Annotated in this window: 20 protein-coding genes; 13 read left to right on the forward strand and 7 right to left on the reverse strand. The window is 41.1% G+C overall.

Annotated elements, in window-relative coordinates; genetic code table 11:
* From CHB71_RS18755 to CHB71_RS00015, 3 genes are all read left to right on the forward strand, one after another.
* Positions 1–1,621 (forward strand): beta strand repeat-containing protein (locus tag CHB71_RS18755; RefSeq protein ID WP_179213261.1); only part of this gene is annotated, 1,621 nt, incomplete at its 5' end.
* On the forward strand, positions 1,621–2,841 hold the full coding sequence (locus tag CHB71_RS00010) for a T9SS type B sorting domain-containing protein (protein ID WP_089354828.1): 1,221 nt from the start codon (positions 1,621–1,623) through the stop codon (positions 2,839–2,841). The genes CHB71_RS18755 and CHB71_RS00010, both read left to right, overlap by 1 nt.
* Positions 2,838–3,875, forward strand: coding sequence for a PorP/SprF family type IX secretion system membrane protein (locus tag CHB71_RS00015; RefSeq protein WP_089354829.1), 1,038 nt, complete (start codon positions 2,838–2,840; stop codon positions 3,873–3,875). Before CHB71_RS00010 ends, CHB71_RS00015 begins: the two co-directional genes overlap by 4 nt.
* Here CHB71_RS00015 and CHB71_RS00020 read toward each other — a convergent pair.
* On the reverse strand, positions 3,872–7,939 hold the full coding sequence (locus CHB71_RS00020) for an OmpA family protein (protein WP_089354830.1): 4,068 nt from the start codon (positions 7,937–7,939) through the stop codon (positions 3,872–3,874). The genes CHB71_RS00015 and CHB71_RS00020 overlap by 4 nt on opposite strands.
* A 15-nt stretch (positions 7,940–7,954) precedes the next feature.
* Positions 7,955–10,936: a CHAT domain-containing protein gene (locus tag CHB71_RS00025; RefSeq protein ID WP_089354831.1), complete on the reverse strand. Its 2,982-nt coding sequence runs from the start codon at positions 10,934–10,936 to the stop codon at positions 7,955–7,957.
* A 158-nt stretch (positions 10,937–11,094) separates the two neighbouring features.
* Between CHB71_RS00025 and cysS the strand changes: the two genes are divergently transcribed.
* Together cysS and CHB71_RS00035 are read left to right on the forward strand one after the other, a co-directional pair.
* Positions 11,095–12,579 carry a cysteine--tRNA ligase gene (gene cysS / locus CHB71_RS00030; protein WP_089355584.1) on the forward strand — a complete coding sequence of 495 codons (1,485 nt, stop codon included), beginning with the start codon at positions 11,095–11,097 and terminating at the stop codon, positions 12,577–12,579.
* 49 nt (positions 12,580–12,628) lie between these two features.
* On the forward strand, positions 12,629–13,027 hold the full coding sequence (locus CHB71_RS00035; protein WP_089354832.1) for a hypothetical protein: 399 nt from the start codon (positions 12,629–12,631) through the stop codon (positions 13,025–13,027).
* Between the two features lie 132 nt (positions 13,028–13,159).
* Here CHB71_RS00035 and mazG read toward each other — a convergent pair whose 3' ends face one another.
* Positions 13,160–13,954: a nucleoside triphosphate pyrophosphohydrolase gene (mazG, locus tag CHB71_RS00040; protein ID WP_089354833.1), complete on the reverse strand. Its 795-nt coding sequence runs from the start codon at positions 13,952–13,954 to the stop codon at positions 13,160–13,162.
* A 178-nt stretch (positions 13,955–14,132) separates the two neighbouring features.
* Here mazG and CHB71_RS00045 point away from each other — a divergent pair, with 178 nt between their 5' ends.
* The 5 genes from CHB71_RS00045 (at position 14,133) to CHB71_RS00065 (ending at position 19,056) form a co-directional block, all read left to right on the forward strand.
* Positions 14,133–14,360: a hypothetical protein gene (locus CHB71_RS00045; RefSeq protein ID WP_089354834.1), complete on the forward strand. Its 228-nt coding sequence runs from the start codon at positions 14,133–14,135 to the stop codon at positions 14,358–14,360.
* A gap of 217 nt (positions 14,361–14,577) precedes the next feature.
* Positions 14,578–15,960 (forward strand): phosphoglucosamine mutase, encoded by a 1,383-nt coding sequence (gene glmM, locus CHB71_RS00050; RefSeq protein WP_089354835.1) that lies wholly within the window; start codon positions 14,578–14,580, stop codon positions 15,958–15,960.
* Between the two features lie 16 nt (positions 15,961–15,976).
* The gene (locus CHB71_RS00055) at positions 15,977–17,122 is read left to right on the forward strand and encodes a cysteine desulfurase family protein (RefSeq protein WP_089354836.1); all 1,146 of its coding nucleotides are present in this window, start codon (positions 15,977–15,979) and stop codon (positions 17,120–17,122) included.
* Complete coding sequence (locus tag CHB71_RS00060) at positions 17,119–17,571, forward strand: DoxX family protein (RefSeq protein ID WP_179213262.1); 453 nt, start codon at positions 17,119–17,121, stop codon at positions 17,569–17,571. The genes CHB71_RS00055 and CHB71_RS00060 overlap by 4 nt, the downstream gene beginning before the upstream one ends.
* A 48-nt stretch (positions 17,572–17,619) precedes the next feature.
* Positions 17,620–19,056, forward strand: coding sequence for an N-acetylmuramoyl-L-alanine amidase (locus CHB71_RS00065; protein WP_089354837.1), 1,437 nt, complete (start codon positions 17,620–17,622; stop codon positions 19,054–19,056).
* Between the two features lie 3 nt (positions 19,057–19,059).
* Here the strand turns inward: CHB71_RS00065 and CHB71_RS00070 are convergent, their stop codons facing one another.
* The 4 genes from CHB71_RS00070 to CHB71_RS00085 are packed head-to-tail and all read right to left on the reverse strand — an operon-like array spanning position 19,060 to position 21,625.
* Positions 19,060–19,326 carry a hypothetical protein gene (locus CHB71_RS00070; protein WP_143336821.1) on the reverse strand — a complete coding sequence of 89 codons (267 nt, stop codon included), beginning with the start codon at positions 19,324–19,326 and terminating at the stop codon, positions 19,060–19,062.
* A 35-nt stretch (positions 19,327–19,361) separates the two neighbouring features.
* Positions 19,362–20,372 (reverse strand): ferrochelatase, encoded by a 1,011-nt coding sequence (gene hemH / locus CHB71_RS00075; RefSeq protein ID WP_089354839.1) that lies wholly within the window; start codon positions 20,370–20,372, stop codon positions 19,362–19,364.
* Between the two features lies 1 nt (position 20,373).
* Positions 20,374–20,964: a VTT domain-containing protein gene (locus CHB71_RS00080; RefSeq protein ID WP_089354840.1), complete on the reverse strand. Its 591-nt coding sequence runs from the start codon at positions 20,962–20,964 to the stop codon at positions 20,374–20,376.
* A 28-nt stretch (positions 20,965–20,992) separates the two neighbouring features.
* On the reverse strand, positions 20,993–21,625 hold the full coding sequence (locus CHB71_RS00085) for a hypothetical protein (protein ID WP_144017270.1): 633 nt from the start codon (positions 21,623–21,625) through the stop codon (positions 20,993–20,995).
* An 87-nt stretch (positions 21,626–21,712) separates the two neighbouring features.
* Here CHB71_RS00085 and recJ point away from each other — a divergent pair, with 87 nt between their 5' ends.
* Genes recJ through CHB71_RS00100 form a run of 3 tightly spaced genes read left to right on the forward strand, consistent with a single transcriptional unit; the run spans position 21,713 to position 25,695 of the window.
* Positions 21,713–23,410 (forward strand): single-stranded-DNA-specific exonuclease RecJ, encoded by a 1,698-nt coding sequence (gene recJ / locus CHB71_RS00090; RefSeq protein WP_089354842.1) that lies wholly within the window; start codon positions 21,713–21,715, stop codon positions 23,408–23,410.
* Positions 23,411–23,424: 14 nt separating this feature from the next.
* A complete protein-coding gene (gene lptB / locus CHB71_RS00095; RefSeq protein ID WP_089354843.1) occupies positions 23,425–24,156 on the forward strand; it encodes an LPS export ABC transporter ATP-binding protein in 732 nt (243 codons plus the stop codon).
* A gap of 45 nt (positions 24,157–24,201) precedes the next feature.
* Positions 24,202–25,695 carry a GH3 auxin-responsive promoter family protein gene (locus tag CHB71_RS00100; protein ID WP_245811187.1) on the forward strand — a complete coding sequence of 498 codons (1,494 nt, stop codon included), beginning with the start codon at positions 24,202–24,204 and terminating at the stop codon, positions 25,693–25,695.
* Positions 25,696–25,734: the final 39 nt, after the last annotated feature.

Consider the following 25,734-nt stretch of genomic DNA (forward strand, 5'->3'; position numbering starts at 1 on the left):
GCTCTACAACAAGCTACAGGCGGACTCTACTTCCACCTGGAGTAAGATTCAGACAGACTCCACCTACCTAGACGATCGCATCCAGGTTAACATCATTGACATTGCGGCCATCAACACCGAAAACGATGCAGATTCTACTGCCATCTGGAACAAGGTGCAGGCGGACTCTACCTACCTCGATGATCGCATCGCGACCAACATCGCTGACATTGCTACGCTCGATGCAGAAGTAGATGCCGACTCTACCGCACTCTACAACAAGCTACAGGCGGACTCTACTTCCACCTGGAGTAAGATTCAGACAGACTCCACCTACCTAGACGATCGCATAGCGACGAATGCAACTAACATAGGAACCAATGTCACAGCCATTGGCAACCTTGAAACATTGAGTGGCGCTGGAGCTGGTGCTACCAATCTTGGCACGGGTTTTACAGGCACCACAATTTCAGACAACACCACTATCACAGGTGCCCTTCAAGATCTTGAAGATGCTGTAGAGGCAGTTACGACACCTTCTTTACAAAATGCTTATGCAGAAGGAAATACAATAACTACAAACTCAACAGATGGAATATTATCAGTTAGTGGGACTGAGCAAATTGTATTGACTTCTTCTCAAGCATCAGCAACAGCCATTGATATAAATGCCGATAATCTTGGTGGGGGAATTGATATTGATGCTGGAGCAAGTACAGGAACCATTAATATCGACGGAGGAGGAGCCATTGGAATTGGAACAAACGGAAACGATGCAGGGGCTATCAATATTGGTACAAGTACAGGAGCTAGAACCATCACAGTAGGTAACACGACGCTGACAAATACAACTGAGACAGAACTAAATGCTGCTCGGGTAGATATCAACGCTGGAGTAAATGGTGTTCAAATCGACGCACAAGGTGCCTCTAATCTTACTGTTGGAGCCACTTCTGGTTCATTGGAAACACTTACCTTATCGGCAACAAATGCAGGAGCGGGTAATGCAGATGTGGCAATAACTGGAGAGGATGGCGTATCAATTACCTCATCTACTTCGGGTGGAGTCACAATTGATGCAAACACAGCAGGAACCGTAGATATTAATTCAGCTGCCGGAGCTATCAATATTGGTAATGATGCAGTTGCCCAGCCAATTAATATTGGAACTGGTGCTGCGGCGCGAGCCATTACTGTCGGGAATGCTAGCGGGGCAACCGCAGTTAATATAGAATCTGGAACAGGCGGGGTGAGCTTTAACTCCACATCAACAACAACGACTACAGCAAACGTTACTGGTGGTTTTTCTATGAGTACTGACAATTTTACCGCTTCAAGCTCTGTATCCAACCCAATCACAGTAGGCAATAGATCTGTACTTAATGTTGCTGATACTGATGCTGGAAGTGACACTCCAATTAGCCTTACTGGAGGAGTAAGTGATGGGCAAATGTTGATTTTGATACTTACCAGTAGCTCTAACTCAACACCATCTCAAGCAGCAGTTAACCTTCCTGATTCTGGTAATGTCAGATTATCAGGCGCATGGACACCTTCTGGAAATGAAGTTGGGTCAACAATATCCTTGATGTGGAATACTACTTTAAGTGCTTGGGTTGAGTTATATAGATCAGCGAACTAATGAAGAAACTACTCAAAATATTGCTTTTTTTGCCGCAGGTTATATCAGCCCAGCAGCTTTACATCCCGGATAATGCGCTCGTTCATATATCTGAGGGTGCTACCCTCGAAGTAGGTGGAGATTTAGAGAACAATGGCATCCTTCAAAACGCAGGAACCTTATCCCTCTATGGTGATTGGACTATAAATAATAATTTCAATGGTCTTACCGGCTCTTTGCGTTTTCTTGGTGGATCAAATCAATTGGTCTCTCCTCCACAGTTGACTGTAAGGGAGCTTGTAATCAACCAGGGCGGTGAGGTGAGTTTTCCAGGCTCTCAGTATACAGTTTTAGAGCGATTGGAACTAAAATTTGGAAACATTAAGCTAGGAGAGAATACTCGGTTTGTTCTAGAGCCCAATGTCAAGGTTGATGTTGGATCACCTGACTCCTATTTCGATGGTAAATTAATTTCTAAAGGCAGTGGAATTAAAATCTTTCCCCTTGGTGCAAATGGTGTTCATGCTCCTGTAACGCTTCTAAATGTGTTTGGTGTAGACGCAGAAATAGCTGCTGAGTTCCAAAGCAGCAACGCGGTAGATCCGGTTCCCGGAGATAGCTTGTTAGGTGTTTCACATAGAGGTCTCTGGGAAATTGAATTGCTGAATGGTACTACAGATCCATCACAGGTGGAGATTGAGTTTAATGCAGAAGACCTTAAAGATTTTAGATTAACCAACAACATTCGCCACAGGGTGAATTCACCCGTTCTGGCCTATGCAAATGATCCCGGCGGGATATATAAATCATTAGGGGTTGAATCATTATTAAACTCAGACTCCTTGACTTACGGAACAATAGTAAGCGAGGAAACTATTCAGCCGCTGACAGGTGAGAAAATATACCTGGCGATGGCTCTTGCGCCGAGGATTCCGGATGAAGGACTCTACTATATACCAGAAGCGTTCTCACCACAAGCCAGTGACCCAAATAATCAGACATTTAAAATCTTTGGAGAACATATTTCCGAAGATGGTTTCGATCTCCAGATCTACAATAGATACGGGGTGGTTGTTTACTCTACTAATTCATTTGAAGAAGCAAATCAAAATGGATGGGATGGAGAAAATCAGCAGACCGGGGCTGAGGAGCCTGCCGGGGTTTACTATTACACAGTCAAGTTTCAGTTTGAAACAGGATTGCCTATTCAAGAAAAAGGAGCCTTTTACCTAGTAAAATGAAAAAGATCACAACCATATTGCTTTGCTTATTAAGTGCGTTGGCATTTGGACAGGATGCACAATTCTCACAATACTACGCAGCTTCGCTTTATCTGAACCCTGGATTTAGTGGAATCTACAACGATCCTTCCATTCACCTAAACCATAAAAGACAGCTTCAAAGCGTCGATATTGTAAATGAGCTGACACAAGTCTCATTCATTTTCCCTTTAAAACCTCAGGGTAAAGTGGAGCAATCCATTGGAGGAGCAGGTATTATGGCTTTTAATGAAAAGAGTGGATTTAGAGGTATTTATGAGCGTAATTCAGTATTTGCCAATTACGCACACAATTTGAAATTTGGCCTTTTGAGTTCATATCTAATTTCGATTGGTGTGCAGGCAGGATATGAGATTAGAAAACTTAATTTCAGCAACCTGGCATGGGGCTCTCAATACAACGCATTTTATGGGTTTGATGACTCACTACCTGTTCCTGTAACTGAGTTTGATGAAATGCAGCAAAACATAGTGGTCAATGCCGGTATCATGTACTACTACAACCCTGAGCGGAATTATTTACTTCATAAGTATAGTGCATTCGTAGGCGTGTCTGCAACTAATTTAAACCGACCAAACACATCATTTACTATTGACACAAATAGTCCGGAACCAATGCTTTACAAGTACAATGGCGGAATCGAATTTAAAATCAACAAACTTTTTGTAACACCCAGCCTGCTATACTTATATCTTCGACAAAATCAGCAATTTAATGCTGGCCTAAATGTTGCTTATGTTCCAAATGCTGAAAGATATAGAGCCAGAGGTACCCAGTTACTTTTCGGAACATGGTATCGGTTTAGAGATTCATTTATTTTCATGGGTGGCGTCAAAGTTAGTTCACTCACTGTCCGTGTGAGCTATGACATGAATAGTACATTATTCGTCCCAGAAAGAGGGATTGATCTAGCTCAAAACTCCATGGAAATATCCATTCAATATTCGCTTTCGAAAAATCTGGATTTCAGAAAAATTTCGAATCCGTTATTTTAATTCTTTGGATAAATTATCAATCGTGTTCCCACCTCAAGTGTAGTGGAACCTAAGTTGTTTTGCTCCATTATTAGTTCTTCAGGCACGTTGAATTTTTTGGATACAATTTCGAGGTTATCTCCCGGCTGCACTGTATAAATAAAATCACTACCGCTTTTTATATCTGCCGGAACAACTAAATTAAAATCTGCATCCAAGTCTCCCTCCTTTTTCAATCTTATTGGCCTGTAGGCAACAAGTTCTCCGTTTTCCAGTCCATTAATCTCTCTGACATGGTCAGCAGTTACCCCCATATTGTTGGAAATTTTAGCTACTGTAGCTCCTGGTCTGACTAAGTAAAAGTTTCCGAAAAATTCTTTTCTCTTACCAATCAACCTAATATCAATTCTTCTGTTTAGTTGACGGCCATATGGATTGTTATTATCAGCAATAGGCTTTTCTGAACCATGCCAGATAACTGAAATATTTGATTTATTAATTCCTTTAGACATTAAATAATCTCTAGCCGAATAGCCCCGATCTTTACTTAGGCCCAGGTTATATTCTGCAGCTCCAGTGTCATCTGTATGGGATTCAATTTCAATTTTTGATCCTGATTTACCAAAGGCCTGATAGACATCATCCAAAAGAATCTTGACTTCAGGTCTAAGTTCCGACGAATTTACATCGAAGAAAGCACGCGTTGCATTTGTGTAGATACCGGATACTTTCTCCCTTCTACCTTCGACATTAAAATTTTCCAGCACTACAGACTCTGCACTTGTTGCCTTTTTAAATGTCAAGTCATATTTATCAGGAGCAACCTGAAATTCAAATTCTCCCGCATCATTCGTATATCCCTCAATTGTAGTTTTAGTATTATCAAATTCAATTAGGGTGATCGCATAAGAAGAAAGCGGGGTTCCTGAGGTAGCACCTAACAACTTACCGGATATTGTGATTTCGTCATATCCATCAATCTTATCGATTGGTAATTCGATTTTAATCTCGTCCAGTTCTTCGGAAGCCAATATATCTTCAGCACCAAGTATCTTTTCAGATGCTGTTGGATCTACAGGTACACTAGAAGCAAGTGCGATAATATCTACCGGCTCCTCATCAATGTCCTTCGCTTCAACTGCCAGATTTTCTGTAAGTATTCGATCATTGTTAAATCGAAATTTCTTAATTCTCTCGAGAAGGTCTTGTTCGCTTGATGACAATGAACCTCGGGCTTGTGCATCTGATTGAGGTAGAACGTACCTGCTATTTCTTTTTGGTAATCCCTTGTCTAAAACAACCCTATTGAAGAATGCCTTTCCATCCTGAGATAAATTATTGTAATAGGTAAAAGCATTTCGCACATAGGCTTGCTCATTAGATTTTATTTCTTGTCCGGAAACCTTCTTAGATAACGCCGCAATATGCACTCTTTCTTCTCGAGATATTTTTGAAAGTCTTTGCTCATCTCTTAACCTGACAGTTCTATCAGAATATTCTGAGACCAGGTAATCAAGTGCAATTACATTGTCAATTACCCTTCTTTTGCTTTCACTCAGCATTTCATATTGATTGATATCACTGCTTGTCAGTCTAGCTGATGGATCTGCTCCGGCAACTGTTGTCCCCGGAGTACTTACGACTGTTGGGGTAGTGTCAAAGAAGATAGGTTTTGCCTCACTTAAGTATGAATCGTATGCAGTTTTTACGAATCGTTCGACTGCAGATTTTTGTAGGTCGTTGAGTTCTGGTCTCATTTCCAAAAGTTTATCAACAGTTTCTTCTGAAGTGCTGCTGAGAGCTGCCTGAAGCTCAGATTGGGAGAACGTAGTTTCCGTCAGATAAATTGACGAGTTGGCAAGATTTGAAATTTGCTTTAATAGGAGTTTATCTAACTGGTTTTGTTCTCGTGTGTTCTTGTTCTTAAAGACATCAAGATCCGCATTGCTTACATTTTGATCGAAATTGGATAAATCGGAAAGCATGAATGTAGTCGCAATAGATTTCAATTTTTCGCGCTCTTCTTCCGTAAGTGTCTCGTAAAAATCTCTATCCTCTTTTACTAAACGGTATTTCTCTTCATTGCTTAATCCAATCAAACGTTCACGGATGGCCGTACTCACATTTGCTGTTTCTTCCTGATTGTCTCTCAAAAAGACTTTTTCAGACATATCAAGAGAAATACTTTCAAGATTTCGTTTCTGTTTCAAATATTTGATTGCAATCCCATCCAGGCTTTTCTGCTCTTTCGTGTCAAATGAATTGTATGTTGGAGTGGCAGGCTTAAAATCCTGTGCATTCTTCAACCTATCAGAAATTAAGATGTCAATTTTCTCCCTCTCGTCAGTACCTACCCCACTGTAAAAATTAAAACCATCATCGTTAAGGTTAACGCTATTACCCATTCCTTGCTGTTCCAAATAGGCAGAAACTATGTTATCAACTTTTCTCCGTTTATCTGTACTTAGCTGCTGATAGTAATAATCGTCTTCGGTACGTATTGAGCGAATCATGTTGCTCGTCATTTTTCGCACACGTGCGTTTACTATCTTATCAATCCGCTCTTTGTCATCTTCACTAAGTGAATTATAAACCTCCAGTTGCCTTTCAGTGAGAATCAGATCTACGTCAGAAACCGAAGATGAGAGCATTCTTGATATAATCTGATTTATTATCTCTGTTTCGCTACTGTCAAAATTGTAATCATCAGTGAAAAGTGAGTTTCTTCCGGCTATTGTGCCCTCCGTTGATACCTCAGAGATGATATCACTTTTCGATCGAATTGTAAATCCATAAATATCAAACTTCCCTGGCCCATCCTCTCGATTGGAAGAAAGATAGCCTTTGCCTGTACCAAGGAAGAAGAAAATGTCATCTCGATATGAGTTGAAAGGAATCCCTGCATTATAAATCTCTGCAGACTCAAATTTGGTGCCTCTGGCAATATAAATATCAAATCCTCCAAAACCTCTATGGCCATTTGATGCAAAAAACAGCACCCGCTCTCCCGGATCATAGAATGGTGAGACTTCATTAAAAGGTGTATTTATCTGAGGTCCAAGGTTTATTGGTGGTCCCCAGTTTTCATTGCCCGCATTGATGCTCATATAAATATCCAGCTGTCCAATACCTCCCTCTCTGTTGGAGACATAAAAAAGTGTATCCCCACCGGGGGTCAGGTTGGGGTGTTTAGAACTAAAGCCGTATTCGTTGATGTTGAGATTCAATGGCTTAGGCTCTGTCCATTTACCGCCTTCCAAGCGAGACATATAGATATGACAAACCTCACCTAGATCTTCATCGCAGTTAGTGTAATAAAACTTCGTGCGCTCACGATTAAATGAACCGGAACCATCTCCATACTTTGTGTTAATTACTTTTTCAAAACGATCTCCATCATCATGTTCAACCCACTGACCATTCTGCTTTTTAAATCTAAACAGATCAGCAAATGACTCCCCAAACTGGTTATCCACAAGACTTCCCTTTCCACTGCTTCTTGCAGATGTTAGGCATAAAATTTCGTCAGACCCTGTGGTAAATGCTGCATAATCATTGTATTCTGAATTCAGCGGTGCTTCAAGTGGTAAGAATTGATGATCTGGATGAACGAGTGTTATCTGATTTAAGGCCAACTGACACCCATCGATTTCAATCTTCGCCTGTTTATAATAATACCTGTATTTTTCAGATTCATGCAGATCATTGGCTACCAAGAATTTTCTGAAATCTTTGAAATTCTTAAGAGATTGATCATACCTCCCTTTCAATTTCTGCATTGTAGCATAGTAAAAACCAGCTAGTGGATATCTAATATCCTGTTCTTTTCCAATTGACTCATAATAGTACTCGGCACTTTCATAGTCCTGAGTCAAACGGTAGCACTCAGCAAGTTGATACTGGGCTTTAATATTGGACGGGTTTTCTTCTAAGGCCGCTTTGTAATGCCTTATGGCATTCATGTACTGGTCACTTTTAAAGTAATCATCGGCCACTTTAGTGACCAATGAAGCACGTCTATTGTTCGTCTGCGACCATGCACCCATGGCCATTAAAATTGCTAAAAGACAAAATAATTTTTTCATAACTTCAACTGTTTGCTAACCATTGCCGGTAAGTATAAACGCCCCCCACACTTTTGGGTCACTGTATTTCTCCCTTAATTTAAGTTGAGCATATTTAAGTGACTCCCTAACTTCATTGGTTTCTACAAGTTTTTGATAAAACAATGTCATCAACTCACTGGTTGCGGCATCATCTACTTTTGACAAGCTAGTAATAATATTTCGGGCTCCAGCTACCATAAATGCCCGTTGCAAGCCATATACTCCTTCTCCGTTGGTTATTTCACCAAGACCCGACTCGCAAGCAGATAATACCACTAATTTCGTTCGGCTTAAATCCAAATTCATAGCTTCATAGGCAGTAAGAATGCCGTCATTTTCTGGTATCGTTGCTATCCCATCAAGGAATCGTGAAAAAGTTTCCGACGCACCTGTTAGATAAATTCCTGATTTAAATAACGAATTATTGATGGGACTGTTTGCCGCTATGAAATTAAACCTGTCTCCATAAAACCCATGAGTAGCTATATGCAAGATGGTAGGATTATATGCTGAACGTATCTTTAGCTCATTAGCGTCTTCATCCAGATACGACCTAACGTTCCATTCTGCTTGCAACAACCCTTCAATCTTTTGGATTTCAGCAGCTGCACCTGGAAGTGGTGCGAGATTCAGACGATTGTCAGTATCCCCATTGCTGAATGCCGGATTTCCAAACAAGTAGGATTTTTTATTAAAAATCTCAACATCCTTTCTAAAAAGATCTTTTGCACTGGTGAGGTAAGAGACATAATAATTGTCAATGACATGCTTGCCCGTAGTTGTAGCCAACACATTTGGGTTCATTTTGTAATAAATTCCATCCGGAACCATCAAAACGTTATTCACCCCCACAACCTTCTCATCAATTGGTTTCCAAAAAATATTGTAGGTTTCTTGTGCCCCTATATTAAAAAGCATTGCATTTTTATAACGCGTATAATGCTGCTCATCCGTTCTAAAATCATCTCCAAGCACCACATACTCTGGCTCTGTTTCTCCATTTTTAAAAATAATTGCCAAATATTTCGTGTAGTCTGTAAATCCGAATAAGGTGCTTTCATCACTGGTGAGCGACTTAAACTCTTTCACCTTTACAATCTCTACAATTGCATGATCAGGTTTCACAAAATTTTGAACGGTTTGCCAATCTTCATCAACCTTTTGAAGTAATCCCGCAAAATTTTCAAGTAAAATCATTAGTTCTTTTTCCTGACGTTCTACCTGAGATTCTTCATATTGGAGGTTTACATTCAATTGTTCCAGCTCTTGTACACCCATTTGGTAGTAGCTCGCCAGTAATCTTTTATCTGATTGCCAGGTTCTATACTTAGATTTTAACTCCGGGTCCGTGCTTTCTAAAACCTTCTCACGCACCTTGTCAGAAGTGTTAAAAAGTATTGCTTTTGTCTTTATTTGAAAGTCAAAAATCCTTTTAATTAAATCCGGGTTTTCTTCAAGTTGAGTAAAGGCAATGTAATTATACCTATCAATGTTGCTGGTAATGTTTTGGAAAAATGCCTGTCTTTCCTGCTCTGTCATAATTGGAAATAAAGTCCCGATAAGACCTATTTGAATTTCAATGGCTTCCCTAAACAGTTTTTCAGCTTCTTTAAACTTATTAATTGCCAGGCAATGCATACCCATATATTCTAACGCACTACCATAGGCGGGATGCTTAGCACCCAGTACACGCTGACGAATAAGTACTGCTTCCTGATAATACTTTTCAGCCTCATGTTCTCTACCCAGTGAGCTATATAACACACCTACGTTTATTAAAGTCGTAGCATAATCCGGATGATCTTTTCCATATATTTTCTCATCTATTCTGAGTACCTCCATGTAGTACTCTTCAGCCTTTTCATTATTGCCGAGTTTACGCTCTACTCTGGCCAAATTGTTCAGCGTGTTTGCGTAGTATGGATGATTACTTCCAAACTTTTTTCGATAGGTTTCCAGCGCATCAACAAACATATCTCGTGCCTCTACAACATTTCCTTCTGTGAGTGCAAGTGTGCCGAGGTTATTTTTAGCAGTAGCATAAAAAGGATGATCAGTTCCTATGTTTTCTTCGCTTTCTTTCACAACCTCTATAAACATTTCTCTTGCTTTCGAAATGTTTCCAAGACGGTTGTAGAGAATTCCCAGGTCATTAAGTGTGCTGATAATTAATATTTCGGCTTCATCGGGAATAGATTTTTTAAGTTCTAAAGCATCCAGTAGCGTTTTCTCTGCATCCCCATACCTACCCATTCGCTCATAAAAAAGCGCCAGACTCTCCATTGATTCAGCTCGCTGCACATCATAGTTTCTACCCAGAGACTGATAAATAGTGTTACTGAGGTTGATGAATTTCTCACCCTCTATAGGGTCTCCCGTAAGGATAAGAATTCGGCCTTTATGGCTACATATTTCTGCAAAATCCGGTGAAAGATCATTCCCGGAAGCGACCAACTGGTCATAACAGTTATTGTAAATACTTAAAGCAAGTGTATATGAACCCGCCTCTTCATATAAGAACGCTAGTTTTGATCTGGCAATCCAATATTCTATTTTTTGACCTGGGAGCTCATCTAAAATATCAAGCGATTTTTGAATATAACGTCTAGCCAGATCAAACTCCACTTGCTCTAAATAAAGAATGCCCATGTTTAAAAGGGCATCCGCATAATCTTTTTGGTTAGGGATTCCAGCCTCTTCATGATATAAAATTGAAAGATTAAGGTTTCTTTCTGCTTCAAATGGATCAAGGAGTTGAAGATCCAAAAAGCCTACATTATTGTAAATGTTTGCACGTTGCAAATAGGTAAGATCATCAATGTAGTTTTCCAGGATATTCTTAAAGCCTCGCGCAGCTTGTTCCCAGTGATTTTTCTCCAGGTTTTCTTCTGCCTCAGCAATCAATTGATTGACATACTGGGCATGAGATAAGCTAAAAAGGCATGAAAAAAATATACCAGCAAGTATGTTTTTCATGGCGGTGACAAATAAACACCACTAACCTAATCATTTAATTAGCAAATGATAAATGCTCGATTGAATGAAAAAAGGATTTTTTAGGAGTAAAAAAGGATTCAGCAACCAAGATGTTAATTTTTCGGTAAATGCCTTTCTTTGCCAGACAAAACAGGAGCATGATCGGAAAGCTAAAAGTTTATAATTCACTTAAACGGGAGAAAGAAGAGTTTCAACCCCTACACCCACCTCATGTTGGTATGTACGTGTGTGGGCCAACCGTGTATAGCAATGTCCACCTTGGAAACGTTCGTACGTTTTTGAGCTTTGATGTGGTCAATAGATACCTGCGCTTCTTGGGATATAAAGTGCGGTATGTTCGAAACATTACGGACGTTGGACACTTATCGGATACCGGTGAAGATAAGATCTCCAAGAAAGCCAAGCTGGATAAGTTAGAGCCCATGGAAATCGTGCAGATGTATGCCAATGATTTCCATGATGTCATGCTACAATTCAATGCCATCCCACCGGATATCGAGCCTTCTGCAATCGGTCATTTAATGGAGCAAATTGAGATGACTCAAAAGCTTATTGATAATGGCTATGCATACGAATCCAACGGGTCTGTTTATTTCGATGTACAGAAATATCATAAAGAAAACGATAATTCTTACGGCATTCTGAGTGGCCGAAAAATCGAAGATCTGCTGAGTGAAACACGTGATCTGGATGGTGGAAGTGACAAAAAAAGCCCACTTGACTTTGCATTATGGAAGAAAGCTGCTCCCGAGCATATTATGAGGTGGAAAACCCAATGGAGTGATGGCTTCCCGGGCTGGCACCTGGAATGCTCGGTGATGAGCACCAAATACCTGGGTGAAGAATTTGACATTCACGGCGGTGGCATGGACTTACAGTTCCCACACCATGAATGCGAGATTGCACAAAATGCCGGAACCCATGGAAAAGGTGGTGCCAAGTATTGGTTACACACCAACATGCTGACGGTGAATGGCCAGAAGATGAGTAAGTCGCTGGGCAACTCATTTCTACCACGTGAACTGATGACCGGAGATCATGAACTATTGGAGCGAGGTTACAGTCCCATGACGATTCGTTTCTTCATGATGCAATCACATTATGCGAGTACGCTGGACTTTTCGAATGAAGCTCTGGAAGCTTCCAGAAAAGGATATGTACGATTGGCCAACGGTATGCGACTGATGCATGAAATGGAGTGGACAAAAGATGATGGCGAGCTGAATGAAAAGCAAGTTGAGCAGATCAAAAAGATGTGCGACAACTGCTACCATGCCATGAACGATGACTTCAACACAGCTTTAACTATCGGACATTTATTCAACCTGGTGAAGAAGATCAATTCACTGCACACCGGACAGTTGAAATATGGTGAAATCGGTGAGGAAACGTTCAAGCGAATGAAGGAAACATTCCTTGGTTTTACAGAAGATGTTCTTGGCCTAAAAGTAGAATCAGACGTGGACTACAAAGCTTTGATCGATACGATCCTGGGTGAGTACAAAGACGCCAAGTTCAACCGTGACTTTGAGCGAGTGGATAAGTTACGTGCTGAGTTGAAAGCCGAAGGCATTGTAGTGAAGGACATGAAAGAAAAGATCGAGTGGGCGTTTGAGGAGTGATTCGATTTACGAATTATTCGAATTGGGGATTTGAAGATTAGCCTAAACAATGAAAATTTCAGAAAATACACACCAGCCTAACTCAAATGATGAAATATGGGAGTTGATCGACAAAGAATATCAATGGGTTTTAATTCCAAATTTCAATCCTCATGAAGTAGTTGAATGGGTCAGTGGAACAGTCACCATTGACAATAGCGAGATTGTCACAAATCATAAAGTCAGAATGATCAGTTTTGACATTTTGTTAGAAATTAATGATCTAAAGAAGGTTATTAATTTAAATACTCGAAACATTTCAATTTTTCAGTTTGACAGAGAGGTGTCAGATACTTTGGTGATTGATCATTTGCCAGATAGTAGGATCAATGAAATTCTTTTTGAAAATGGGCTGAAATACATTTACAATATTCACTATGAATTTATGACGATCCAGAAATTTGAATAATCTTCTAATCAATCACCAAATCATCAAATCGATTTAGCTTTCTCCCTCACACAGATATGCCGGATTTATTCCGGCATCTTCCACTAAACTCCTAAATCGAAGATCCCGCAACAAGTGCGGGATAGTTCTAAATCAAATCCGCTTCGCTTTTTCCCAATACGCATCCATCTCTTCCAGGGTCATTTCTCCTAAGCTCTTCCCATCCTTTTTGGATTCAGACTCGAGATACTGAAAACGTTTGATGAATTTTTTGTTGGTGCGCTCCAGTGCTTCTTCCGGATTGATGTCTACAAACCGTGCATAGTTGATCAGTGAAAATAACAAATCACCAAACTCTCCGGCTTGCTTTTCCTTGTCAGTCTCATCCTGAAACTCATTCATCTCCTCCTGTACTTTTTCCCACACCTGATCCTGATTGTCCCAATCAAAACCAACTCCCCTTGCTTTCTCCTGAATTCGCATCGCCTTCACCAAAGCAGGCAAAGATTTTGGCACCCCACCTAACACTGATCTGTTCCCTTTCTCCTTCAGTTTGATTTGCTCCCAGTTGGCTTTCACGGTTTCCTCGTCTTCCGCATTCACATCTCCATAAATATGTGGGTGACGATTGATCAGCTTATCGCAAACAGCATTCACCACATCCTCTACATCAAAGGATTTCATTTCCCTCCCAATACGGGCATAAAAAACCAGATGCAGCATCAGGTCGCCAAGCTCTTTTTTCACTTCTTCCAGATCATTTTCAATGATCGCATCGGACAGCTCGTAGGTTTCCTCTATGGTCAGGTGACGAAGCGTTTCCATCGTCTGCTTTTTGTCCCAGGGGCAATTCTCCCTCAGTTCATCCATGATGGTAAGCAAACGATCAAACGCCTCAAGTTTGGCTTTTCGGTTTGGGTCTGGTGTGGAAAGTGGTTTTTTGGTCATTATTGAAAATCAGTCTTTAACATCCCCTGCCAACGCCTTAACCATCGCACCTCCCTTCAAAGGGAAAATAATGTCCCCTTGAGGGGGCTATAGGGGTGTCCTTGGAATTATTACAAAGATCAGCTTGTTCACAAACTACAGCCGCAAATTGGCTAATTTTGTACCAAAATCGGAACGAATGCAGGTAGTATTATTAGGAATCGGAATATTCGCGTTGTTTTTTGTAGGGTTGTCCATCCGAATTTTGCTAAAAAAAGATGGAGAATTTAAGGGGACATGTGCTTCTCAAAACCCTTACCTCAACAAAGAAGGTGCGTCATGTGGATTTTGTGGGAAGACCGTGAAGCCTGGACAAGATTGTGGGAACCCGGATTCCGAGGTAAACAAAGTACTGGCCAAGTTCTAAGCATTTAATGGTACATAGAAAAGATTTTTCTTTGAAAAACTATGTTACCTCAACCCTGAAGGGAGTTGCTAAATGTATCCCTTTAGGGAGTTTAAAGGGTGTTTTGAGCTATTCTCTAAGGTTTCAAAAAATCTTTCTTGAATATCATGTTTCTCATCACTTTTTACTTCTACCTACATTTCTATCTTTGCGCACCGCTTAAAAAAACTAGAAAGCTTTGACATTAATTAAATCAATATCCGGCCTGCGTGGAACGATAGGTGGAAAAGCCGGAGACAATTTGTCACCACTGGATGTCGTCAAGTTTGCTGCAGGCTATGGAGCCTGGCTCAAAGACGCACACAAAAAACCCAAAGTAATTATCGGAAGAGATGCTCGCCCCTCTGGCGCATCCTTTACACAACTTGTGGCTAACACCCTTATCAATCAGGGCATAGATGTCATGGATTTGGGCCTTAGCACCACTCCTACGGTAGAAATGGCTGTGCTTGCTGAAAAAGCGCAAGGGGGAATCATCCTAACGGCCAGCCATAATCCTGCCGGATGGAATGCGCTTAAGCTATTGAACAATAGAGGTGAGTTTATTTCCGCTGAAGAAGGAAAGGTAGTGCTCGACTACTCCGAATCGAGTGACATTGAATTCGCCCAATCAGGAAAGTTTGGCAAACTCACCACCAATGATTTTTACATCGATTATCACATTGAGCAAATCCTGAAACACCCATTGGTGGATGTTGAATCTATAAAAAAAGCCGGATTTAAAGTGGTAGTAGATGCCGTTAATAGTACTGGTGGCGTTTCCATTGTCCCACTTTTGAGGCAGATGGGTGTGGAAGTGAAAGAGCTTTTCTGTGAGCCAACAGGAAATTTTCCACACAATCCGGAACCTCTGCCGGAAAACCTGCAGCAGATCAGTAGTGAATTGGAAAATGGAAGCTACGATCTTGGCGTTGTTGTAGACCCGGATGTGGACAGACTTGCACTCATGTGTGAGAATGGAGAGCCTTTCGGAGAAGAATATACACTCGTAGCGGTTGCGGACTATGTGCTTTCCAAGAAAAAGGGAAACACGGTTTCCAACTTATCCTCAACCAGAGCACTGAGAGATGTAACGGAGAAACACGGATGCGAATACAATGCATCAGCCGTTGGTGAGGTGCATGTGGTGTCGAAAATGAAAGAAACGAATGCGGTGATTGGTGGGGAAGGAAATGGCGGAGTGATCGTTCCTGACTTACATTATGGGCGAGATGCATTAGCCGGAGTTGCCTTGTTTTTAACTCACTTGGCCAAATTTGGAAAAAGTGCGTCCATGTTGAGAGCGACGTATCCCAATTACTACATCTCCAAAAATAAAATTGAGCTCACACCAGATATCAATGTAGACGGTGTACTTGAGTCTATTAAGGAACGATACAAGGGTCAACCAATCAATACCATTGATGGGGTAAAGATTGAGTTTGACAAGGAATGGGTACAGCTTAGAAAGTCGAATACTGAGCCGATTATTCGTATTTTTGCAGAGTCTGAAAGTCAGAATACAGCCGAACATTTGGCCAAAAAGCTGATGATGGATATCAAGGAAGTTATTTCCGGGTAAGAAACGACACACGGTTATGAAAGTTTACTTTGACAATGCCGCCACTACGGCAATCGATCAGGATGTTTTTGAGGCCATGAAGCCTTATATGCTGGAGCATTTTGGCAATCCATCTTCTATTCACTCCCATGGAAGACAGGTTCGTACGGCGATTGAGAGATCCAGAAAGAAGGTTGCAGACTTATTGAATGCCGCACCAGCCGAGATTTTCTTTACCTCAGGAGGCACTGAAGCTGATAATACAGCTATTCGCTGCACGGTGAGTGAGAAAGGAATCAAGCACATAGTAACAAGTAAAGTAGAGCATCACGCTGTATTGCATACCGTGCAATCACTCGAAAAAAGAGGGATTAAGGTTAGTTATGTAGACTTAAACGACAAAGGTCAGGTGGATTTGAATCATCTGGAAAGTCTCGTAAAAAACAACCCTGACACACTAGTCACGCTTATGCATGCTAATAATGAAATTGGCAACCTTCTTGATCTGAATAAAGTAGGGGACATGTGTGAAGAATACGGGGCATGTTTCCACTCAGATACCGTGCAGAGCATGGCTCACTACAAACATGATATGCCAAATCTAAAGCTGGATTTCGCGGTAGGTTCTGCGCATAAATTCCACGGACCAAAAGGAATCGGCTTTCTATATATAAACCACAAAAACAAAATTCATCCGTTCATCCATGGTGGGGCGCAAGAGCGAAACATGAGAGGTGGGACTGAAAATGTTTACGGTATAGTCGGCTTAGCTAAGGCTATGGAGATCGCCTATGCCGACATGGACGCACATCGCAAACACATCGAAGGGTTGAAAATCCGAATGATTGAAAAGCTAAAAGCTAATATTGATGGAGTGCAATTCAATGGAGTATCTGACGACCTTGACAACAGTCTGTATACCGTCCTGAGTGCTTGTCTCCCACCAAATGATGACAATGATATGCTGCTATTTAATCTGGACATTGCTGGGATTTCTGCTTCCGGCGGCAGTGCATGCAGCAGTGGGTCAAGTATTGGGTCACATGTCTTGGCGGAGCTAAATCGAGATCAAAATCGTGGCGCTATTCGATTTTCTTTTAGTAAATACAATACCTTAGAAGAAGTGGACTATGCGGTTGAAAAGCTCTCGGAGCTGTATCAGCCGGAGACGACTTCAGCATGAGGGTAAAACCAATTTTTCATTCTTTCCAAACAAGGGATCTGATTCATATCATCCCAAGGTTAATTGTAGCTATCATTTTAGCTCAAACACTGCCATTCAAATTCAGTGGTGCAGAAGAGAGTGTCTGGATATTCGAACAAATTGGGTGGGAGCCATGGGGACGCTATCTGATCGCAAGTATCGAAACTGTTTCTACCATTTTTCTACTTACAAATTATTACATTTTTGGAGCCATCATTTCGCTCAGCATAATTAGTGCTGCAAACTTTCTTCATTTTACAAAGCTGGGATTTATCGTCAATGATGATGGAGGTTTGCTTTTCATTCTGAGTATCGTAGTGATTTTTTGCTCCCTCTGGATTATCCTTCAATGGAACATGCAACGAGTCCAGAATAAAGCATCAAATTTTGAGTTTGATTGGAGTAACGAAGACCTCCTTGAGGAATAGAACTTGTTCGTATATACTATTCGACAGGCTAATCGTTAGCTTTGTTATATGACTCGGCTATGCTTTGTTTCACTATTAATTCTCTTACAGGTGTTTGGCTTTGGTCAGCAGCAGCTGAGAAAAATTGATCAGCAAAAAAACACGGTAACATATGCTATAAATAGCCAAGCTGAGCTAGTTACCTTTTCTTCAGACTCTCTAATCACGGCAATTGTAATTCGATCACAAACACAAGCATCGTTTTATCTGATTAACGACGATTCAAGGGATCTGATCCCTCTCGATGAGCATGCTCCTTCTTACACCTATTTTCTTTCTTTGTCACAGCCACAAAACAACCTAACCATTGAAACCTCATCCGAGGATTTTGAATTGATAGCAGTGTATAGTGGAACACCTCCGAAAATTGCAGGTAAAGGAAGAATAGATCAAAGCTGTGATACACCTCCGGCACCTATTTCTCAAGAAGAATGGCGAGTGGGATTGCCCGAACCCAATTACAGCCGATCCTTTCATGATGTCAGCCATAACATTGTCCACCACTCGGCCGGATCGAACTCCAATACCACTTACACACAAGTCGTTCGTGATATCTATGTATACCATACCCAGGTAAATGGTTGGTCAGATATTGGATACAATTATTTAATCAGTCAGGATGGCGCTCTTTATGCCGGTCGTGATCCTGCAGATGGGAGTCAGGATCGAGTGAGAGGTGCCCATTTTTGTGGCGCAAATTCTAATACATTGGGTGTTTGCCTGTTGGGAAATTATGAAACAGCTCAGCCAACGAATGATGCGTGGATCACATTGGAAGACCTCCTAACTTATGAATTGACTTTACAGGAAAATGATCCTTTTGATGAGTTTAACCACTCCACTGGTCTATTAGGGTCTTTGGCGGGACACAGAGATGGTTGTTCTACATTGTGCCCGGGTGAAAATGTGTATACCCGATTGAATGAACTTCGAAATACCGTCAACGAGAAATTGCTAAGCTGCCTTCCGGCACCTGCTCTTGCATTCAATGCAGACAGCCTGATCCAGACAGGGGTTCCTGTCCGTCTTGTAAATGAGAGTGAAGGATATGAGAACTACCAATGGATATTAGAAGGAGCCAACCCTCATGAATCATTTGAGTTTTCCCCAGTAGTCAATTATCCATCACCAGGCTTTTTTGATGTGATGCTGATTGGTAGCAATCAGTCCCAAACTGATACATTGCGAAGAACAAATTATATCCAGGTGAGTCGATTTGCTGAACCAAAAGTATTTCCGAATCCGGCTACTGCTGGTGAGTCACTATCAATGGATTTTTCTGATGAAATTGAACAAGTAGAATTAAGGGCTCTGAATGGAAAACTATTGAGTACATGGACCGGAAACTATGGTGAAATGAGGGTTCCAGAAGTGAGAAATGGGATTTATTTATTTACAATCCAATCACAGACTAACTCTTTTAGCACAAAGCTGATTGTTAGGTAGTGCTTAAATCAGAAACATAAAACCGTAAACTATAGCAGCAACCAGAATGGCTGTAAGTAAAATGGAAACCATAGCGATTCGAATTGACCTTTGCCGATCCTTTCGATAATACTCCAGGTATTTTCTGCTGAGTTTGAGTTTTTCTTCCTCAGACAGATACGTTTTCGAGGCAATTTTCGAGTTTTTGCCAATTGGCATTTTAAGGAGTCTATTATCGGCCAGTCTTTTTCTACGAATCAATGAACCAAAATGCTTGATTCGATTATTCATATCTGCAATATGACCTCCGCCTCCCATAAAACTAACTACCTATTCTCTACCATTTCCTTCAAACATTCCACCCACTTATCCTCGGCATTCAGACTTGGCACCAAATCCCATTGTTCTCCGCCAGCTTTAATAAAATCCTCCTGATACGTTTCTCCTACTTCTACGGTTGTTTCCAGGCAGTCAGCAATGAATGACGGGGAAAATGCCAACACTTTTTCCTTTCCTTCCCTGGCCAAATCTTCCAACACTACATCTGTATATGGCTTGATCCATGGTGTCTTGCCTAATCGGGATTGGAAGCTTACTGAATATTCGCCTTCCTTTAAATCTAGCTTTTCAGCTAACATTCGAGTGGTTGCATAGCATTGTGCCCGATAGCAGTATCGATTCCTATCGGTGAGTGAATCGCAGCATGATCCAAACTGGCAAGTGTTAGCTTCATCACCCTTAGTGATCTGTCGTTCCGGAATGCCGTGATAGCTGAAAAGGAAGTGATCATACCCGGTTTTTGCCATCAGCTGTTTGGCATTATCAACTATTGTTTCCAAAAACAGTTCCTCCTCAAAAAAATGAGACGTGAACTTAATATCCGGAATGATCTGCCAATCCTTTACGATCTCCATCACCTTATCCTGCACGGAACCTGTGCTCGCTGAGGCGTATTGCGGAAATAAGGGAATGACATGGATCGAAGCACAATTCTTCAGTGCGCTTAGCCCTTCTTCAATCGATGGGCTCTGGTAACGCATCGCAAGCTCAATTTGATATTCTTCAGCCACCACTTTGCGAAGCTTATCTCGCAACTCAAACCCATAATATTTAAGTGGCGATCCCTTGTCATCAAACAAGCGCTCATATTCTTTAGCAGATTTTGGTGCGCGAAGTGGCGCTATGATAAAATTGATAAGCATCCATCGTTTGAAAAACGGAATGTCGATCACTCGTTTATCCATCAAAAACTCTCGGAGATACTTTCTCACATCCGGAACTGCCGTAGAATCCGGAGTGCCCAAGTTGACCAATAAAACGCCTCTTTTTTTTGTCATATCAGAAGATGTTGGCTTCCCAAATGATTATTCCATACACCAAAAAGCGTAAGAACCGAAAGAGGGAAAACCATAAATATTTTTTAAACGAATAATGCACTGACCCCACCAGCATAGCGATACCAGAGAAAGGTAGTGGTGTCAAAGCGGCTACCACGACCAGAAAGCCACCATAGTTGTTGAGATGCTTCTCAAATTTTCCAAATACACGGACTTTCATAACGCGATAAAAACGTGTGTTTTTAAGATATGCTCCTATCCCAAATCCAATGATCCCGGCGACATAAGAAATCGCTGATAAAGCAATGATATTGTTTATGTAGGTCAACAAAACTTCACTGCGGAGTGACCAAATCATAAAAAACTCGGGTGGTATGATTCCAAAAATCACCTCAGAAGCAAGAAAGATCATGTATACAACAGTTGGCCTGTCATATACTGGGCCCAATACTGCTTCAAGAGTAAAGTCGTAATTCTTCCGGGCATAAATAAACGCAATGACTATGACCGCCAACCATAAAAATCCGCGTAGCAGATTCTTAAGAAGGAAGCGCCTTCGATCAGGTAGTTCTTTTTCCGTTTTACGAGTCATTGCTTGAAGCTAAACTGGAAATGCAAAGCTATTGTTCCTCGGTAATAGGTTCCGAATCTTTTTTCTCTTTTGTTTTAGAAAATGAAACCTTCCAATACGGATCTTCTAGTTCAGTATAGCGTCCGTAAAATTGCGTTAGCATGATTTTGACTGCATAATTCAGTCGATTTTGGGCATCCTGAAAATAGTCCTGACGATTTTGAGGGTGATAAATGAAAAACTTGATCACTGGAAAGGCACAGGTTCGCAAATCACCCAAAATCTTTTTCACATCTGCTTTTTCTTTCTCCAGTGCCTTCATCGCTTTACCACAACAAGCTGCTACACCTTTAATTAAGGGGATGTATATGTTATTTACTTCACTTTTTTGTTCTTCCAGTTCAGTACATGCCTCCTCACAAAATGCCTTCAGAATTCGAAGAGATGGAACACTCATACTTGCTTCGGTAAACACATCTGGTTGCCAGAGTATTTCTCTGAAAGTGAAAATAGAAGGAAGTAACTCCGTATCGAATGAGTCGTCATCTTTCAGTGCAAGCATGGTGTCGGTAGATATCCCCCTCACTTTTACGTCACCAGCACATAGCGCAAAAGACCAACCCTTTTCTTTGGTGTTGACCATTTTCAAAAAGTTCCAAATCTCGTTGAGCGCAATTTTCATAGACCAAAATGAGGTGACAAAATAAACATTCAATATCATATACGATAATTTCAAATATTTTGCCAGCCATTTTTATATCTTCATCCCGTGGAAAAGCAATGGGTATATAGGGAAGAGCCAAATCCGGAAATCGTTGAGAAACTAAGCAAGGAAATCAACATCAATGAGTATCTGGCTAAGATTTTAGTACAGAGGGGAGTGAGCACCTTTGATCAGGCAAAAGAGTTTTTCAGGCCATCTCTCAGCCGTTTGCATGATCCATTCCTGATGCTGAATATGGATAAGGCCGTCAACCGGCTGACCGAAGCTGTTTTCAACAAAGAAAAAATCCTGATTTATGGAGATTACGATGTGGATGGAACCACGTCTGTCAGTTTAGTCTATTTGTTTTTAAAACATTTTTCGGATAATCTGGAGTTCTACATTCCGGATCGATACACCGAGGGATACGGCATTTCTAAAAAAGGAATTGATTATGCGATTGAGAAGGGATTCAAGCTCATCATTGCTTTAGATTGTGGTGTCCGTGCAATTGATCGGGCTAAGCAAGCTCAGGAAGCGGGAATTGACTTGATTATTTGCGACCACCATATACCCGGCGATGAGCTCCCTGGAGCATATGCCCTCCTTGATCCAAAGCAAAAAGACTGCAAATATCCTTTTAAAGAGCTTTCAGGATGTGGAGTGGGTTTTAAGTTGTTAGAGGCATTTTGTCAGCAAAACACGATTGAGAAGGAAAAGCTGTTTGAGTTACTAGACCTGGTTGCTGTTAGTATCGCAAGTGACATTGTTCCGATTGTAGGTGAAAATAGAATTCTGGCTTTCTATGGTTTAAAAAAACTCAACCATTCGCCTTCGGCAGGGCTTAAGTCGTTGATTGAAGTCAGCGGCAAGAAGAATGAATTTTCAATTTCAGATGTGGTCTTTTCCATCGGGCCAAGGATCAATGCAGCAGGCCGACTCACCCATGCAAAGGAGTCCGTTAATTTATTAATCGGGGATGCGAAAGAAACTGACGCTTTTGCAGATAATTTAAATGATCGCAATAAAGAGCGCAGGGAGTTTGATCAATCCATTACCTCAGAGGCCCTGGAGATGATTGCAGCATTTAAAGATGAAAGAAAATCCACGGTACTATTCAAAGAGGATTGGCACAAAGGGGTAATCGGGATTGTGGCCTCCAGATGCATTGAGCATTATCATAGACCTACCATCATCCTTACGGAATCCAAAGGAAAAGCAACCGGATCTGCTCGTTCTGTAGATGGATTTGATGTGCATCAAGCGATCTCGGAATGTTCCGATCTGCTCGAGCAATTTGGCGGACATACGCATGCGGCAGGCCTCACACTCCCACTAAAAAATGTTGATTCTTTCATCAATCGATTTGAAGAGGTGGTGAGTGCGCGAATTCTCCCTGAACAGTTGATCCCTAAGGTCGAAATTGACACAGAAATACCGCTCTCCTTCATCACTTTCAAAACCTTAAACGTGATGAATCAAATGGGGCCTTTTGGTCCAAAAAATATGTCACCCGTTTTTGGCACAAAAAATGTAATAGTGGACACTGCTCCGAAGGTGATCAAAGATTCACACATCAAAGGATTCTTACATGCTCAAAACAGCACGAAGCTTTTTGAGTTTATTGGATTTGGTATGGCTAATAAAATAGAATCTATCAAAGTGGGGAAACCTTTTCAGATTGCTTACCATTTGGAGGAAAATAATTACATGGGCAACAAGTCCCTCATCCTTAATCTCAAGGATGTAAGATTTGATGCATAAATTGCAGCTCTTTTATGGAATTACGCGCAGAACATCTGGTTAAGAAATACAAGAAGAGAAAGGTTGTGAATGACATCTCGGTCTCAGTGAATACCGGTGAGATTGTAGGACTACTCGGACCCAATGGTGCCGGTAAGACAACCTCTTTTTATATGATCGTAGGACTTATTAAGCCAAATGAGGGGGATATTTATCTTGACAAGGAAAACATAACCGACCTTCCAATGTACCAACGAGCAAAAAGAGGCATTGGATATTTGGCGCAGGAAGCTTCAGTATTCCGAAAGCTAAGTGTAGAAGATAACATCCTGTCCGTGCTCGAAATGACAGGGAAAAACAAGCAAGAGCAAAAAGAAAAATGCGAAAGCCTTCTGGAAGAATTTAGTTTGACTCATGTGCGAAAAAATTTGGGTCAGGTACTATCTGGAGGCGAAAGGAGAAGGACTGAAATCGCAAGAGCTCTAGCGGTAGATCCCAACTTTGTGCTTTTAGACGAGCCGTTTGCCGGAGTTGACCCCATCGCTGTTGAAGAAATCCAAACCATCGTAGCTCAGCTAAAAAACAAAAACATCGGTATTCTTATCACCGATCACAACGTAAACGAGACACTTTCCATAACAGATCGGGCCTATTTGATGTTTGAAGGAAGGCTGCTAAAAGCAGGAACAGCCGAAGAACTAGCCAATGATGAGCAGGTAAGAAAGGTTTACCTGGGCAAGCACTTCGAACTGAAACGCAAGATTTAATATTTTAGTAGTATGGAGTTGCTCAATTCAATTTTAGGCTGGGTAATGAAAAAGCGCATTCATCAGATTGAGCTTTTCATGAAGTACCCACATGAAGTTCAAAATGAGCTTCTGGAAGAGCTGGTGAAGAAAGCTGCTAAAACCGATTATGGGAAAAAATATGGTTTTGGTACGATCGAAAATTATGATCACTTCAAGAACAAAGTTCCGACAGTCAATTACGAAGGTCTTTATCCGTACATAGAGCGGCTGATGAAGGGCGAGCAAAACGTCCTCTGGCCGACTGATGTAAGATGGTTTGCCAAATCTTCAGGCACCACTAATGCCAGGAGTAAGTTTATCCCGGTTTCGCAGGAAGCTTTAGATGACTGCCATTACAAAGGAGGCAAAGACTTATTGAGTATTTACTTCAACAATTATCCGGAAGCAAAAATGTTTGCCGGAAAAGGACTGGTTATCGGTGGTAGCCACCAAATCAATCAGTTTGATGAAAATGCAAACTCCTACTACGGAGATGTATCCGCAGTATTACTAAAAAACTTACCCTGGTGGGCCCAAATGGTCCGCACACCAAGTTTGGATATCGCCTTGATGGACGAGTGGGAGGACAAGATTGACAAGATGGTTGATATCACCTCCAATGAAAATGTGACTAATATCTCAGGTGTACCTACATGGATGATTGTGCTCATAGAGAAAATGCTCGAGCGAAATAACGCCGAAAATATTCTGGAAATCTGGCCTAACCTGGAAGTATTCTTTCATGGTGCTGTTTCATTCACTCCTTATGAAGAGATCTTCAAAAAATTGATCCCGTCTAAAAAGATGCGATACATGGAGACCTACAATGCTTCGGAAGGATTTTTTGGTATTCAGGATCAAACAGATAGTAAAGACATGCTACTCATGCTTGATTATGGCATCTTTTATGAATTTGTTCCATTTAGCGATCTGGATAGTGACAGCCCCCGGACACTAACACTGGATGAGGTTGAGGTTGGAAAAAACTATGCGATTTTGATCACAACCAATGCCGGTCTCTGGCGGTATCGAATCGGTGATACCGTGACTTTCACAAGCACAAACCCTTATCGTATAAAAATCTCCGGGAGAACTAAGCACTTTATCAATGCCTTTGGAGAAGAGTTAATCATTGACAATGCTGAAGTGGCAATAGCTGAGGCTTGTAAAAAAACGGATGCGATCATTGATAATTTCACTGCCGGTCCTACCTATTTCGGTGAAGGTAATAAGGGAGGTCACGAATGGATCATCGAGTTTACTAAGCAGCCGAATGATGTCGAGCGTTTTTCTAAGTTGCTAGACGAGAAGCTGAGAGAAATCAATTCAGATTATGATGCCAAACGATATAAGGATATTGCACTACAAGAGCCTATCGTCCATATTGTGCCTCAAAAAACATTTTATAACTGGATGAAATCACGTGGAAAGCTGGGCGGTCAGCATAAAGTCCCACGACTGGCCAATAATCGAGAATACCTTGATGAACTGTTATCTTTTAAGTCAAGTCTTTCATAAAACATTCTTTATTCTTCAATTGTAAAAACCTCCTTTAGT

This window comes from Ekhidna lutea (assembly GCF_900188325.1).
GTDB classification, from domain to species: domain Bacteria; phylum Bacteroidota; class Bacteroidia; order Cytophagales; family Cyclobacteriaceae; genus Ekhidna; species Ekhidna lutea.